The sequence below is a fragment of the Polynucleobacter sp. UB-Piko-W3 genome (assembly GCF_018881635.1).
Lineage (GTDB): Bacteria > Pseudomonadota > Gammaproteobacteria > Burkholderiales > Burkholderiaceae > Polynucleobacter.
The window spans coordinates 98,122-112,280 of record NZ_JACVPY010000002.1; the positions used below are offsets into that span (position 1 = coordinate 98,122).

Consider the following 14,159-nt stretch of genomic DNA (forward strand, 5'->3'; position numbering starts at 1 on the left):
CTTACCCTTTAATTTATTGTGAAACCCATCCTAAAGTCCTTAAAACTCAATGATGTCTGCTACGACATACGCGGGCCAGTGCTCGAGCTCGCGCAGCGCATGGAGGAAGAAGGCCACAAGATAATCAAATTAAACATCGGAAACGTAGGAGTTTTCGGTTTTGATCCACCTGAAGAAATTCAGTTGGACATGATTCGCAATTTGAGTAATGCCTCAGCTTATTCTGATTCCAAAGGCATCTTCGCTGCTCGTAAGGCCATCATGCAGTATTGCCAAGAAAAAGGCATTCAAGGAGTGGCATTAGATGATGTTTATACCGGCAACGGTGTTTCTGAACTCATCGTGCTTTCAATGAACGCATTACTCAATGATGGCGATGAAGTATTGGTGCCTGCACCTGACTATCCACTTTGGACTGCTGCTGTGAGTTTATCTAGCGGCACACCAGTTCACTATCTTTGCGATGAGTCTCAAGATTGGGCGCCAGATTTAAATGATCTGCGTAAAAAAATTACACCTCGCACTAAAGCGATTGTGGTGATTAATCCAAACAATCCAACAGGTGCTATTTATTCCAAAGAAGTATTACTCGAGATTACAAAAATCGCGCGCGAGCACGGTTTGATTTTGTTTGCTGACGAAATCTACGACAAGATGTTGTATGACGCAGAGAAACATATCTCTCTTGCATCTTTATCTACTGATGTAGTGACAATCACTTTTAATGGCTTATCCAAGAACTACCGCTCATGCGGCTACCGTGCTGGCTGGATGGTGGTTTCAGGTGATAAAGAGATGGTGCGCGATTACATTGAAGGGCTGAATATGCTTTCTTCAATGCGCTTGTGCGCAAACGTACCAGGGCAGTACGCAATTCAAACTGCGCTTGGTGGTTATCAAAGTATTAATGATTTAGTGGCTGAGGGTGGTCGCTTAGCGAGGCAACGTGATCTGGCTTGGAAATTGATTACTGATATTCCGGGTGTCACCTGCGTCAAACCAAAATCTGCTTTGTACTTATTTCCAAAGTTAGATTCTGAGATGTACCCTATTGAGGATGATCAACAGTTTGTTGCTGAGCTCTTAAAAGAAGAAAAAGTATTGTTGGTACAAGGCTCTGGTTTTAACTGGGGTAAGCCTGATCACTTCCGCGTAGTATTTCTGCCCCACGAAGATGTCCTCAAGGAGGCCATTGGTCGTCTTGCGCGTTTCCTGGAGCGTTACCGTAATAAACATAGCCATAAGGCTTCTATAGCTGCAGCAAAGGCATCATGAAACCGATTCAAGTAGGTCTACTAGGTATTGGCACCGTTGGTGGCGGCGTATTTACAGTGCTCGAGCGCAACCAAGATGAAATTACCCGTCGCGCTGGTCGCGGCATTCGGATTAATACCGTCGCCGATCTCAATGTCGAGCGTGCTAAAGAGATGGTGAAAGATCGTGCACAGATCGTCAGTGATGCTCGTGCTGTTATCAATAATCCTGAGATTGACATTGTCGTTGAGCTCATTGGCGGCTACGGCATTGCTAAGGACTTAGTTTTAGAGGCGATTGCTGCTGGTAAGCATGTGGTTACAGCCAATAAAGCCTTGATCGCTGTTCATGGCAATGAGATATTTAAAGCAGCTCATGCTAAAGGTGTGATGGTGGCGTTTGAAGCCGCAGTTGCTGGCGGTATTCCCATTATTAAAGCTTTGCGTGAAGGCTTAACTGCGAATCGCATTGAGTGGATTGCTGGCATCATCAATGGCACAACCAACTTCATTTTGTCTGAGATGCGTGATAAAGGTTTGGACTTTGATACCGTTCTCAAAGAGGCGCAACGCTTAGGTTACGCTGAAGCAGATCCAACGTTTGATATTGAAGGTGTTGATGCTGCTCATAAGGCAACGATCATGAGTGCGATTGCCTTTGGTATTCCGATGCAGTTTGATAAAGCCTATGTAGAGGGTATTACTAAGTTAGCTGCAATCGATATTCGTTACGCAGAGCAATTGGGTTACCGCATCAAGTTATTGGGGATTGCGAAGAAGACGTCAGCGGGCGTTGAGTTGCGTGTGCACCCAACTTTGATTCCAACAAAGCGTTTGATCGCTAACGTCGAAGGTGCGATGAATGCTGTGCAAGTATTCGGTGATGCAGTGGGCACTACTTTGTATTACGGCAAAGGTGCTGGCTCTGAGCCAACCGCATCAGCAGTGATTGCTGATTTAGTAGATATCACTCGTCTCTTAAGTGCTGATCCTGAGCATCGTGTGCCATATTTAGCCTTCCAGCCAGATGCAGTTCAAAATACACCAGTCTTGCCGATTGGTGAAATTACCACTAGCTACTATTTGCGTATGCGGGTGGCTGACCAAGCTGGTGTATTGGCCGAGATCACCAAGATTTTGGCCTCCCATAGCATCTCTATTGACGCCCTTTTACAAAAAGAAGCTGACGAGGGTGAAAGTCAAACAGACTTAGTGACCTTAACTCACGAGACTAAAGAAAAAAGCATGCTTGCTGCCATTAAAGAAATCCAGAACCTCAAAACAGTTGATGGCGAAGTAGTGAAGATTCGTTTAGAAAATCTGTCTTAAGTAAATTCATGCGTTACCAATCTACTCGTGGCAATAGTCCACAACAATCCTTCTTAGAAATTCTCTTGGGTGGATTGGCGCCAGATGGCGGTTTGTACTTGCCAACTCAGTATCCAAAAGTGACGACAGTACAGCTCGATTCTTGGCGCGGCCTGTCTTATGCGGATCTTGCTTACGAAGTCTTGAGTTTGTATTGCGACGACATTCCTGAAGCAGACTTGCGTGCAATCTTACGCAAGACCTATACCGAGCAAGTCTATTGCAATGGTCGCCCCCAAGATAATGCCAAAGACATTACACCGATACATTGGTTAGGTGAGGAGCATCAGACTCGTATTGGGCTCCTCAGTCTTTCGAATGGCCCAACCTTGGCCTTTAAAGATATGGCTATGCAATTATTGGGCAATCTTTTTGAATATGCTCTCAAGAAAAAAGGGCAACAGCTCAATATCTTAGGCGCTACTTCTGGTGATACTGGTAGCGCTGCTGAATACGCGATGCGAGGTAAAGAGGGGGTGAAAGTATTTATGCTCTCACCGCTCGGCAAGATGAGCGCCTTCCAATCTGCACAAATGTATTCCTTGCAAGACCCGAATATTTTCAACTTAGCAGTCGCTGGTGTCTTTGATGATTGCCAAGATATTGTTAAGGCAGTAAGCAATGACCATGCTTTCAAGGCCAATAACAAAATTGGTACCGTGAACTCGATTAACTGGGGTAGGGTGGTTGCTCAAGTGGTGTATTACTTCCAAGGTTATCTCTTGGCCACTCAGTCTAGCAATGAGAAGGTATCGTTTACTGTCCCTTCAGGAAATTTTGGCAACGTTTGCGCTGGCCATATCGCTCGTATGATGGGTTTACCGATTGAGCACCTCATTGTTGCAACCAATGAGAATAATGTACTTGATGAGTTTTTCCGCACTGGCATATACCGTGCGCGCAAGTCTGCTGAGACAATGCATACCTCTAGTCCATCCATGGATATCTCCAAGGCAAGTAACTTTGAACGCTTTGTATTTGACTTTATGGGTCAAGACGGTAAGGCAACTGCGGGAATGTTTAAGCAAGTCGACGAGACTGGCGGCTTTGATATTTCTAAAGACACAGTCTTTAATGAACTTAGCCAATATGGATTCCAGTCTGGTCGTAGTACTCACCAGAATCGTCTAGATACCATTCGCAACATTGATCAGCAATATGGTGTGATGATCGATACGCATACTGCTGATGGTGTAAAGGTAGCGCGTGAGCATTTACAAGCGGGTATTCCAATGCTGGTACTTGAGACTGCGCTTCCAATCAAGTTTGAAGAAACGATTCAGGAAGCTTTGGGTCGCCCTGCTGAGTGCCCGCCTGCATTTAAAGATATCAAATCTAAACCTCAGCGCGTAGAGAATATTGATGCTGACGTTCATCAGATCAAATCATTCATCACTGCGCATCTTAGTTAAAACACCAGCTATTCATTATGACTAAGCCTCCAATGTTGACAGCGCAGCAGGCCTTGGATCATTTACTTTCTCACGCCAAGCCAGTTGCTGAAAATGAAAGTATTCCAATGCAAGCAAGCTTAGGTCGTATTCTTGCTGAAAATGTGAACAGCTTAGTAGATGTGCCGCCACTCGATAACACCTCAATGGATGGCTACGCAGTTCGCACTGCTGATACTCAAAACCCTGGAAGCATTCTGAAGATTGCGCAACGCATTCCGGCGGGTTCAATTGGCACAGAGCTTCAAGCAGGAACTGTTGCCCGTATTTTCACTGGCGCGCCCGTTCCTCTAGGTGCAGATGCGGTAGTTATGCAAGAGGATTGTGCTATCCCCGAAGGTTCAAGTGATCAAGTACAAGTGAATATTGCGCCAACAGCAGGCCAATGGATTCGTCGCAGGGGCGAGGATTTAACAGCAGGTAAAACAGCGCTGACTGCAGGCACTTTCTTGCGCCCACAAGAGTTGGGTGTTGCGGCCTCCGCTGGCTTAACTCATCTCAACGTGAAACGCAGAGTCAAAGTTGCCGCATTCTTCACTGGTGATGAGTTATCTCTTCCTGGTGAACCGCTCAAACCTGGTGGTATTTATAACTCCAATCGCGATACTTTATTGGCTTGCCTCAAATCACTCGGATGCGATGCAACAGATTTAGGAATTGTTCCTGATCGTTTAGATGCAACTAAAGCGGCGTTACGCAAAGCCAGCAAAGATCATGATCTCATCATTACGTCTGGTGGCGTATCGGTCGGCGAAGAAGATCACATCAAACCCGCTGTAACTGCCGAAGGAAGATTAGATCTTTGGCAAATTGCGATTAAGCCCGGTAAGCCTCTAGCATTTGGAGCGGTTCGTAAATCAGATGAGCTAAAAGATGGTGAAGCTTGGTTTATTGGTTTGCCTGGTAATCCGGTCTCAAGTTTTGTAACTTTCTTGTTATTTGTGCGCCCATTTATTTTGAAGTTGCAGGGACGAAATAGCACTCCACCGCAGTCTTACACAATGCGTGCTGATTTTGATTGGTTAAAAGCTGATCGCCGTAATGAATTCTTGCGGGTTAAGCTCAATAGCAATGGCGGCTTAGATTTATTTCCCAACCAAAGCTCCGGGGTACTCACTAGCGCCTCTTGGGGTGATGGTCTAGTAGATTGCGCGCCAAACCAGCTAATTAAAGCGGGCAATCTAGTGAAGTACATCCCGTTTGATGCACTTCTCAAATAATCGGTTTACGATTACCCCATGAAACTCGAATTACGATTCTTTGCCTCTTTGCGTGAAGCCCTTGGTGTTTCGCATGAGGACATCACTATTCCAGATAGCGTCAAAACGATTTCGGATCTCAGAGCTCATTTAACAGGGCGCGGCAATCCATGGGCCGACGTATTGGCGGAGGGCAAGGTACTGCGCTGCGCCTTGAATCAGGTCATGGTTGATGCAAATACGCCTCTACTAGAAAATGCTGAGATCGCTTTCTTTCCGCCAGTGACCGGGGGTTGATATGCCAAGCTCAATCCGCGTCCAAGAAAAAGATTTCGACATTAGTGCTGAAATAGCGCTACTTCGCAAAGGCGATCCTAGAGTTGGCGCAGTGGTGAGCTTCTTGGGCACTGTGCGCGATATGAATGACGGTAGCCAAGTAAAGGGAATGACGCTAGAGCATTACCCCGGCATGACCGAAAAAGCATTGCAAGAAATTCTGGATCAAGCCAAAGCCCGTTGGGATATCTATCAGACCATAGTGATTCATAGAGTTGGCCCGCTACTGCCTGAAGATCAAATTGTCCTAGTAGCAGTTACCAGCGCGCACAGGGGCGAAGCATTTGCTGCATGTGAATTCATCATGGACTACTTAAAAACAGCAGCCCCATTTTGGAAAAAAGAAGATACCCCGCAGGGTGCAAGATGGGTTGATGCCCGTGTGACCGATGATGTTGCAATGGCGCGTTGGAAAAAAGGCTAGATTACTGATTAAGAGCTTCTAAAGGAGCTTCATCATTAATCATTCTGCTTTAATGCCTGCTGACTTAATGATTTTGCCAAAGTAGTCAGAATCTCGATTAATAGTATTTGAAAGCTCTGAGGGGCTACCTCCCATCACAATCATGCCTTGTTGCTTTAGTTGATCAACTAAGGCTGGATTTGAGAATACCTTTTGTAAGGCTCCATTTAATTTTTGAATAATTGGCTTTGGAGTGCCGGCTGGAGCAAATAGAGCTAGCCAATTGGTGCTCTGAAAGCCGGGTAGAGATTCAGCGATAGCGGGAACTTCCGGCAGAAGAGGGGAGCGCTTAGGTCCACCATTACCAAGTGCGCGAACCTTGCCCGATTTAATAAATGGAAGAGCAGTAGAAACGCTAATCAAAAACATCTGAACTTCATTAGTGCTCGTAGCCATGATTCCTGGGCTACCACCCTTATAGGGGATATGAACGATATTGGTACCAGTTTTATCTTTGAAGATTTCCATTGCTAGATGTTGTGGCGATCCAATGCCAGTTGAGGCATAGTTCAGTACGCCTGGTCGTGATTTTGCTAGTGCGATGAGGTCATTAATACTATTGGCTTGCAGAGATGGATTCACCACTAAGATGTTGTCTAATGACACACCAATAATCACGGGCTCTAAATCCTTCTTTAGGTCGAAAGGTACTTTGTCGTAAAGGAGTGGGTTGGTTGCAATAGATGCTTGGTCGACAAGAATGGTGTATCCATCCGGGACGGCTTTAGCAACTAGTGCCCCAGCTACCATTCCTGCGGCACCAACGACGTTATCAACGATAACGGTTTGCCCAATCTCTTTACTAAGTTCTTGGGCTGTTAATCTGGCGAAGATGTCTGTTCCACCACCTGCTGCATAGGGAACAACAAATCGAATTGTTCTATTCGGGTAGTTTGCTGATGTTTGCGCATGAGATGTGAGGCAGCTTACTAGTGCGGCAAGCGTCACGATCATGCGCGCTAGCGGCAGAATTAAATTATTTGGTTTATCCATAATGCTACCTATTAATCTAATTTAATATTCAGTTGATTGAGGATTGGACCCCACTTAAGATAATCTTGGCGCATTATTTTTTCTGTTTCTTCAGGAGTTGTCCCAAGAATTTCGAATCCCTGCTTGGAGTACGCTTCGCGAAGTGCAGGCTCTTTAAGAGATTCAATCGTTGCCTTGTAGATTGCTGAAATAGTCTGCGGGGGAGTGCCTTTGGGCGCCATTAAGACAAATCGTAGTCCAGCACGAACCCCCGGGAGTCCTGCCTCACTCATGGTGGGAATATTGTCAGCGGAGTTAGCGCGTTTTTCTGTCATCACAGCATATGGCTTCAAGTTGCCTTGATTGATATGGCTAATCACTGCGCCTAGAGTAAACATACCAACTTGTGCATGCCCGGCCAGAACATCCTGAAGAGCGGGCCCACCACCTTTATAAACAGGCTGCGCTGCAGTTACTCCAGCTTGCTTGGCAAATAATTCGAACGCAAGATGATGCGGCGTTCCAAGACCAGGATTTGCAAATGAAAATTTATTATCTTCAACTTTGGCAAAGGCTATTAATTCCTTAAGATTATTTGGGGGTAATGATTTATTTGATGCTAGAACCAGTGGAGTCTCTGCAATAAACGTGATTGGTATGAGGTCTTTGAAAACGTCATAGTTTAATTTTGAGTACAAGTAAGGGTAGATAGCGATGCCATCAGTATTAATAAGGAGTGTGCTGCCGTCTGCTGCTGAGCGTGCCACAAATTCGGTGCCAATATTGCTGGCTGCTCCAGGCTTATTCTCGATGACTATAGTTCTATCCAACTTATTTTTTAGTTGATCTGAGAGTGGGCGTGCCAGACTATCTGCCCCTCCCCCTGGGGAGAAGGGGACTATTAGACGAATTGTTTTATTTGGAATTTGTGCATTACTTGGCGTAGACCATAAAAATAACGTTGAAAGTGCAACGCCGAAAAATTTACCAAGCATGGGAAGGATTCCGTTGAATGACTAGTGTGGATTTACTTTGAGGTCTACATTAAAGCGTGATTTAAATGCAGATTTAAGTTGATCAAACACGACTCCGACGCGAATCACTGAAAAATCAGAAAAATCAATAATGGTGCTCGAACGGCCTAAATTATTATGGTACTTGGATAATCCGTAGTCCACGATTAAATCTACAGCGTTGAGTACCTCTGGTTCAATATCCTCAACTCGGTATTTACTACCCATCAAAGACGTATTTGCTGACGAACCAAAGACTGGTGTCCCAGCCTCCCATGATTGTCGGGCGATTTCATTATGAACATCTCCCGCATTAAGAAGCATATCGATCGTATTGGCTTTGCTAGAATTTTGTATCACGAAAGGATCTACATCCTTGAAGAATGGATGATCTTTCTTAAAAGGGGCTACCACTGAAAAAGGCAATTTTTCTTGTTCAATGATTTCGCGAATCATAGCCCGTTTTTCGTCAGGCAGAATGTGAATTTCATTGCTAAATTGCCAGTTTGAAAAGAGCCCGCTTGGCTTCTCATAACTCCTCTTTTTGGCTGCAAATATCCGTTTAATTGCATTTTCTTTACTTCCTATAACTGCATATGCAACATCAAGAGGAAGAATTGCAACGCCACCACCATAAACAAGATCTAATATTTGTTTAACGTCATTCTGAATTTGTTCTTTTGGAACAGCATCCGCTGTATTGGTAATGGGGTGTGCAGACTTGAGAATTTGTGCCATAGTACTTCCTTGTGTAAACATCTGAAAACGATGTTATTTTTTATGTTGTATAACCTGATTAATATACATTTAAATGTAAACCATATGATTAGTATTTACCCGATGAGGTAATGGTTCATTCAAGAGAAGTCAACAAAGGAAACGTATATGTTTAGATTCTTCATAGCTTTTTTGATGGTCACTTTCTCGATCGCGGCCGGCGCTCAAAATAGCGCAGATCAATATCCCAATAAGCCAATCAAGGCAATCATCCCCTTTGGACCCGGAAGCAGCGCAGATGTACTGGCAAGAATTTTTTCTGACAGATTAAGCCAGCGATTAAAGCAACCTTTAATTATTGAAAATCGTGTTGGAGCAGGCGGAACCATTGGCGTTTCTTATGTTACCAAGGCACCTGCCGATGGATATACGATTCTCATTACGACTTCATCACCCTTAACTATCAATCCTATAGCTGATAAAAATGTTTCTTATAAAGTTGAAAGTGAATTAACGCCTGTGGCAGTCTTAAATAGCATTGGCCTAATGCTGGTGAGTAGTCCAAGTTTGCCACCGAAGACGCTGCCAGAGTTAATTGCATACCTGAAAAAAAATCCAGGGAAGTATAGTTATGGCACGAATGGCAATGGTAGCTACTCCCATATGTGTATGGAACTCTTTAAGAAAGAGTTGGGTCTAGATTTAGTGCATGTGCCATACAAGGCGGCGACACAGGCTGAAACAGATGTCATTGGAGGGCAAGTGACTTTAATGTTTGATGCTGTGACAACTGGCGGAGAGCTGGTTAAGTCTGGAAGACTAAAGTCGTTTGGGATTAGCTCTCGAGCCCCAGATCCTCTATCTCCAGCTCAAAAGCCACTTGCATCACAGGGAATTGCAGAGCTAAGGAATTTTGATGTCACTGCTTTTACAGGAGTTCTAGTTCCTGCTGGTACACCTGCAGCTATAGTCAATACTCTTAAAAATGCGTTTATTGATATTCTTAGTGACCCACAATTTCGTGTTGAAATTGCTCAGCGGGGCATACCCTTATCGGAACCCTCTGCAGCGTTGCAGATGGATAAACTTTTGGCGGACGATAAGATTAAATGGGGTGCGCTGGTAAGGTCTGCAAATATTACTCTTGATTAATAAAAAACCCTAGCTTCTGAGATCTAGGCAATTGCTTTAACTTTGCCTCGGCTTTGGACGCCTCTGATCGATCGGGGTGCTCTTGAGTCGCTAAAAGGACAACTGGTCTACGAGATCTTGTATAGCGTGCACCTTGCCCTAAATTATGGGCTTCCAGACGATGTTCTAGGCGGTTAGTGATGCCGGCATAGTAAGTGCCATCAGCACATTCGAGAAGGTAAACAAGCCAGGTCAAAATAAGATAAATGAGGGATAAAAGTGGGTTATAGGTTTGAAATTATCGTGAATGTCCTTATATTCTATAGATAGATATATGGAGTGCAAAAATGAGAATAGATAAGTTAACCACTAAATTTCAAGAGGCTTTAAGTGAGGCCCAAAGTATCGCTTTAGCCAAAGATAATCAATATATTGAGCCAGCCCACGTGTTGCTGGCAATGTTGCGTGATTCTGATGGGGCTGCCAAGAGTTTGTTAACCCGTGCCGGGGTAAATATTTCAGGTCTTGAAAAAGGCGCAGAGAAGATCATTGCGAATTTGCCTGAGGTGCAGGGCACTAGTGGTGAAGTGCAAGTGGGCCGTGATTTAAGCAACTGGCTTAACCTTTGCGAAAAAGAAGCTAACAAGCGCAATGACCAGTTTATTGCTGGCGAGTTGTTTTTGTTAGTGGTGGCCGATGACAAAGGCGAGCTTGGAAAAGTAGCTCGTGAAAATGGATTAAATCGTAAATCGTTAGAGGCGGCTATTGATTTAGTACGCGGAGGAGAATCAGTGAATAGTGCAGATGCTGAAGGTCAACGTGAAGCCCTCAAGAAATACACCATCGATTTAACCGAGCGTGCCCGGATGGGTAAGTTAGATCCTGTGATTGGTCGTGATGATGAGATTCGTCGCACCATTCAGATCTTGCAGCGTCGCGGTAAGAATAATCCGGTTCTGATTGGGGAGCCTGGTGTTGGTAAGACTGCAATTGTCGAGGGCTTAGCGCAACGTATTGTTAATGGAGAGGTTCCAGAAACTCTCAAGAATAAGCGCGTCCTTGTTTTGGATATGGCTTTGTTATTAGCAGGCGCCAAGTATCGCGGTGAGTTTGAGGAACGCTTGAAAGCTGTACTGAGTGACGTTGCTAAAGATGAAGGTCAAACCATCATCTTTATTGATGAGATTCATACGATGGTTGGTGCTGGTAAAGGTGATGGCGCAATGGATGCTGGCAATATGCTCAAGCCTGCATTAGCTCGTGGTGAATTGCATTGTATCGGCGCAACAACTTTAGATGAGTACCGGAAGTACATTGAAAAAGATGCTGCACTAGAGCGTCGTTTCCAAAAAGTCATGGTTGAAGAACCTAGCGTGGAAGCAACGATTGCGATCTTGCGTGGTTTACAAGAGCGTTATGAGCTTCATCATGGTATTGAGATTACTGATCCAGCCATTGTGGCTGCTGCAGAGTTGTCGCATCGCTATATTACAGACCGTTTTCTGCCAGATAAGGCTATCGACTTAATTGACGAGGCGGGTTCACGCATTCGGATGGAGATCGATTCCAAACCAGAGGTGATGGATAAATTAGAGCGTCGCCTGATTCAACTCAAGATTGAACGTGAAGCAGTCAAGAAAGAAAAAGATGAAGCTTCTCAAAAGCGTCTGGGCCTCATTGAGGATGAAATTAAGCGCCTCGGTGCTGAGTACGCTGACTTAGAGGAAATCTGGAAAGCAGAAAAGGGTGCTGTTTTGGGTGCCGCCCATCTAAAAGAAGAGATCGAAAAAGTTCGCGGTGATATCACTAGGCTGCAACGCGAAGGTAAGTTAGAACAGGTTGCTGAATTGCAATATGGAAAATTGCCAGAGCTGGAAGCCAAACTTAAGTCTGCCGCTGCCGCTGAAGCTAAAGGCGATAAGAATGGTATTGTGAAGAACAAACTTTTGCGGACTCAAGTAGGTGCTGAAGAAATTGCTGAAGTGGTGTCTCGCGCTACTGGTATTCCGGTATCGAAGATGATGCAGGGCGAGCGCGATAAGTTACTCAAGATGGAAGAGCTTTTACATAAGCGTGTGGTTGGTCAGGAAGAAGCGATTCGCGCAGTATCAGATGCGATCCGTCGCTCCCGTGCCGGCTTATCTGAAGAGAATCGTCCTTATGGATCTTTCTTGTTTTTAGGACCTACTGGTGTTGGTAAGACAGAACTCTGCAAAGCTTTAGCAGGATTCTTATTTGATAGTGAAGAGCATCTTATTCGCATTGACATGAGTGAATTCATGGAGAAACACAGTGTTGCGCGTTTGATTGGTGCGCCTCCAGGCTATGTGGGCTACGAAGAGGGCGGCTATTTGACTGAGCAAGTCCGTCGACATCCTTATAGTGTGATTCTCTTTGACGAGATTGAAAAAGCGCACCCTGATGTCTTTAACGTACTCCTACAAGTATTGGATGATGGTCGTTTAACGGATGGTCAAGGTCGCACTGTAGACTTTAAGAACACCGTGATTGTGATGACTAGCAATATTGGCTCCCATCTCATTCAGTCGATGACTGGCAAGAAGCAGTTAGAGATTAAGGAGGCTGTGTTTGAAGAGCTTAAGAGTCATTTCCGTCCAGAGTTCTTGAACCGCATTGATGAGATTGTGGTCTTCCATGGCTTGGATAAAGGCAATATTGCTAATATCGCTAAGATCTTGCTCAAAAACTTGTCAGATCGTTTGGCAAAAGTGGATATGCAGCTCGAGGTCAGTGATGCTGCCTTGAATAAGATTGCTGAGGTTGGCTTTGATCCTATCTATGGAGCAAGACCACTCAAGCGGGCTATTCAACAGTTCATCGAGAACCCCGTTTCTAAGATGATCTTAGAAGGTAAGTTCGGACCTAGGGATGTAGTGCCTGTGGATGTTGATAAAAAGGGCGACTTTAGCTTCACACGTCAGGTTCACTAAGTATTTCAGCAGAAATCCTCCTACGCCAGTAAACTCGGTACATGACTGTTGCCCTAACCAGTAGGCGCGCCAGTGATGTCCGGGTTATTGGTCTGATCAGCCTGGCGCACGGCAGCTCCCACTTCTTTCATTTGATTCTTCCGCCGATGTTTCCATGGCTGAAGGATGCCTTTGCTTTAAGTTATGCAGAGCTTGGTTTGCTCATGTCAGTCTTCTTTGTAGTTTCATGTATCGCGCAGGCTGCCTCTGGATTCTTGGTGGACCGAATTGGAGCAAGACCAGTTTTGTTTGGTGGCATAGGCTTATTTGTGCTTGCAGCCCTTGTGTATTCCCAAAGTAATGGCTATGCAATGTTATTAGCGGGAGCGGTTATTGCTGGTTGCGGTAATGGTATCTTCCATCCGGTTGATTACACACTCATCAATCACAAGGTATCGCCACCTAATCTCCCATATGCATATTCAATGCATGGTGTGGCAGGTTACTTAGGTTGGGCAGCAGCACCAGCTTTCATGGTTGCAGTTGCTCAATTTTCAGACTGGCGTATTGCCTTCTTAGCCGCTGCTTTTTTAGAGGTCTCTATCTTAGTGATACTTTGGCTAAATAAAAATTACCTCCTGGACAACGTTCAGGAGCGACATGAGAACACCCATGCAAGCAACCATGCATCTAATCCTGGGTTTACTCAAGAGAGTCCATTTGCGTTTCTAAAATTAACTGCCGTATGGTTATGTTGGATTTTCTTTTTCTTCAGCATGGCATCTACATCGAGCTTGCAATCATTTGCGCCAAGCGCATTATTTAATATTTATGAAGTGCCTTTGGATGTCGGAAGTTATTACATCACCTTATTAGCCTTAGGCAGTGCGGCAGGTGTTTTATTTGGCGGCTATCTTGCTGCAAAACTACAGGCGCCAGAGCTTATTGTGACTTCTTGCTTGTCTGTAACGATAGTAATGAGCTTATTACTGGGTATGGGGTTCATTCCAGTTGGCCTTATTCCCTTTTTATTCATTGGCTTAGGATTTGGTTATGGGCTTGTTGCTCCTTCCCGAGATCTTTTGGTCAAGACAGTAACTCCTAAAGGTGTAGCAGGGCGCGTATATGGAATTGTGTATTCAGGGATTGATTTGGGTGCCGCAGTTGGCCCTTTTATTTTCGGCCTCTTTATGGATGCGGGCTTGCCAAAGGCTCTCTTCTTAGGCATTGTGCTATTCCAATTAATGATTATTCCAACCGTATTTAAGGTTTCCACTGGCGTCAAAAAGGCCAGTATTTGATTCGTAATCGATTGCGTCAAGTAAA

General features: G+C 44.8%; 13 protein-coding genes. 9 read left to right on the forward strand and 4 right to left on the reverse strand.

Annotation, left to right across the window (positions count from 1 at the left end; translation table 11 throughout):
* Positions 1 to 18: 18 nt before the first annotated feature.
* From ICN31_RS00790 to moaE, 6 genes are read left to right on the forward strand one after another with little or no spacing between them, the layout of a single operon-like run.
* Entirely contained in the window at positions 19 to 1,275 is a 1,257-nt protein-coding gene (locus tag ICN31_RS00790; RefSeq protein WP_216257677.1) for an aminotransferase class I/II-fold pyridoxal phosphate-dependent enzyme, read from the forward strand.
* Complete coding sequence (locus ICN31_RS00795) at positions 1,272 to 2,582, forward strand: homoserine dehydrogenase (protein ID WP_216257679.1); 1,311 nt, start codon at positions 1,272 to 1,274, stop codon at positions 2,580 to 2,582. Before ICN31_RS00790 ends, ICN31_RS00795 begins: the two co-directional genes overlap by 4 nt.
* Before the next feature lie 8 nt (positions 2,583 to 2,590).
* Positions 2,591 to 4,033, forward strand: a complete 1,443-nt coding sequence (gene thrC / locus ICN31_RS00800) for a threonine synthase (RefSeq protein WP_216257681.1) — start codon at positions 2,591 to 2,593, stop codon at positions 4,031 to 4,033.
* Between the two features lie 32 nt (positions 4,034 to 4,065).
* A complete protein-coding gene (glp, locus tag ICN31_RS00805; RefSeq protein ID WP_216260641.1) occupies positions 4,066 to 5,292 on the forward strand; it encodes a gephyrin-like molybdotransferase Glp in 1,227 nt (408 codons plus the stop codon).
* Positions 5,293 to 5,310: 18 nt separating this feature from the next.
* Entirely contained in the window at positions 5,311 to 5,568 is a 258-nt protein-coding gene (moaD, locus tag ICN31_RS00810) for a molybdopterin converting factor subunit 1 (RefSeq protein ID WP_216257683.1), read from the forward strand.
* A 1-nt stretch (position 5,569) separates the two neighbouring features.
* The gene (moaE, locus tag ICN31_RS00815; protein ID WP_216257685.1) at positions 5,570 to 6,031 is read left to right on the forward strand and encodes a molybdopterin synthase catalytic subunit MoaE; all 462 of its coding nucleotides are present in this window, start codon (positions 5,570 to 5,572) and stop codon (positions 6,029 to 6,031) included.
* A 39-nt stretch (positions 6,032 to 6,070) separates the two neighbouring features.
* On the opposite strand, the gene ICN31_RS00820 is transcribed toward moaE, so the two are convergent.
* Genes ICN31_RS00820 through ICN31_RS00830 form a run of 3 tightly spaced genes read right to left on the reverse strand, consistent with a single transcriptional unit; the run spans position 6,071 to position 8,793 of the window.
* Complete coding sequence (locus ICN31_RS00820) at positions 6,071 to 7,063, reverse strand: tripartite tricarboxylate transporter substrate binding protein (RefSeq protein WP_216257688.1); 993 nt, start codon at positions 7,061 to 7,063, stop codon at positions 6,071 to 6,073.
* A gap of 11 nt (positions 7,064 to 7,074) precedes the next feature.
* Positions 7,075 to 8,037, reverse strand: a complete 963-nt coding sequence (locus tag ICN31_RS00825) for a tripartite tricarboxylate transporter substrate binding protein (RefSeq protein ID WP_216257690.1) — start codon at positions 8,035 to 8,037, stop codon at positions 7,075 to 7,077.
* A 21-nt stretch (positions 8,038 to 8,058) separates the two neighbouring features.
* Positions 8,059 to 8,793: a Sua5/YciO/YrdC/YwlC family protein gene (locus ICN31_RS00830; RefSeq protein WP_216257692.1), complete on the reverse strand. Its 735-nt coding sequence runs from the start codon at positions 8,791 to 8,793 to the stop codon at positions 8,059 to 8,061.
* Between the two features lie 147 nt (positions 8,794 to 8,940).
* Here ICN31_RS00830 and ICN31_RS00835 point away from each other — a divergent pair, with 147 nt between their 5' ends.
* On the forward strand, positions 8,941 to 9,924 hold the full coding sequence (locus ICN31_RS00835) for a tripartite tricarboxylate transporter substrate binding protein (RefSeq protein ID WP_216257693.1): 984 nt from the start codon (positions 8,941 to 8,943) through the stop codon (positions 9,922 to 9,924).
* Here ICN31_RS00835 and ICN31_RS00840 read toward each other — a convergent pair.
* Complete coding sequence (locus ICN31_RS00840; protein ID WP_088524517.1) at positions 9,911 to 10,159, reverse strand: GIY-YIG nuclease family protein; 249 nt, start codon at positions 10,157 to 10,159, stop codon at positions 9,911 to 9,913. The two genes, ICN31_RS00835 and ICN31_RS00840, sit on opposite strands and share 14 nt — an antisense overlap.
* A 91-nt stretch (positions 10,160 to 10,250) precedes the next feature.
* On the opposite strand from ICN31_RS00840, the gene clpB reads away from it, so the two are divergent.
* Both clpB and ICN31_RS00850 read left to right on the forward strand, forming a co-directional pair.
* Positions 10,251 to 12,854, forward strand: a complete 2,604-nt coding sequence (gene clpB / locus ICN31_RS00845; protein ID WP_088524518.1) for an ATP-dependent chaperone ClpB — start codon at positions 10,251 to 10,253, stop codon at positions 12,852 to 12,854.
* 41 nt (positions 12,855 to 12,895) lie between these two features.
* Positions 12,896 to 14,134: an MFS transporter gene (locus ICN31_RS00850; protein ID WP_216257695.1), complete on the forward strand. Its 1,239-nt coding sequence runs from the start codon at positions 12,896 to 12,898 to the stop codon at positions 14,132 to 14,134.
* Positions 14,135 to 14,159: the final 25 nt, after the last annotated feature.

Bases quoted from the DNA above. Each gene is read 5' to 3' on its own strand.
- ICN31_RS00795 (WP_216257679.1), top strand. From the start codon at position 1,272: ATGAAACCGATTCAAGTAGGTCTACTAGGTATTGGCACCGTTGGTGGC.
- glp (WP_216260641.1), top strand. From the start codon at position 4,066: ATGTTGACAGCGCAGCAGGCCTTGGATCATTTACTTTCTCACGCCAAG.
- clpB (WP_088524518.1), top strand. From the start codon at position 10,251: ATGAGAATAGATAAGTTAACCACTAAATTTCAAGAGGCTTTAAGTGAG.
- moaE (WP_216257685.1), top strand. From the start codon at position 5,570: ATGCCAAGCTCAATCCGCGTCCAAGAAAAAGATTTCGACATTAGTGCT.
- ICN31_RS00830 (WP_216257692.1), bottom strand. From the start codon at position 8,793: ATGGCACAAATTCTCAAGTCTGCACACCCCATTACCAATACAGCGGAT.
- ICN31_RS00850 (WP_216257695.1), top strand. From the start codon at position 12,896: ATGACTGTTGCCCTAACCAGTAGGCGCGCCAGTGATGTCCGGGTTATT.
- moaD (WP_216257683.1), top strand. From the start codon at position 5,311: ATGAAACTCGAATTACGATTCTTTGCCTCTTTGCGTGAAGCCCTTGGT.
- ICN31_RS00820 (WP_216257688.1), bottom strand. From the start codon at position 7,063: ATGGATAAACCAAATAATTTAATTCTGCCGCTAGCGCGCATGATCGTG.
- ICN31_RS00835 (WP_216257693.1), top strand. From the start codon at position 8,941: ATGTTTAGATTCTTCATAGCTTTTTTGATGGTCACTTTCTCGATCGCG.
- ICN31_RS00825 (WP_216257690.1), bottom strand. From the start codon at position 8,037: ATGCTTGGTAAATTTTTCGGCGTTGCACTTTCAACGTTATTTTTATGG.
- thrC (WP_216257681.1), top strand. From the start codon at position 2,591: ATGCGTTACCAATCTACTCGTGGCAATAGTCCACAACAATCCTTCTTA.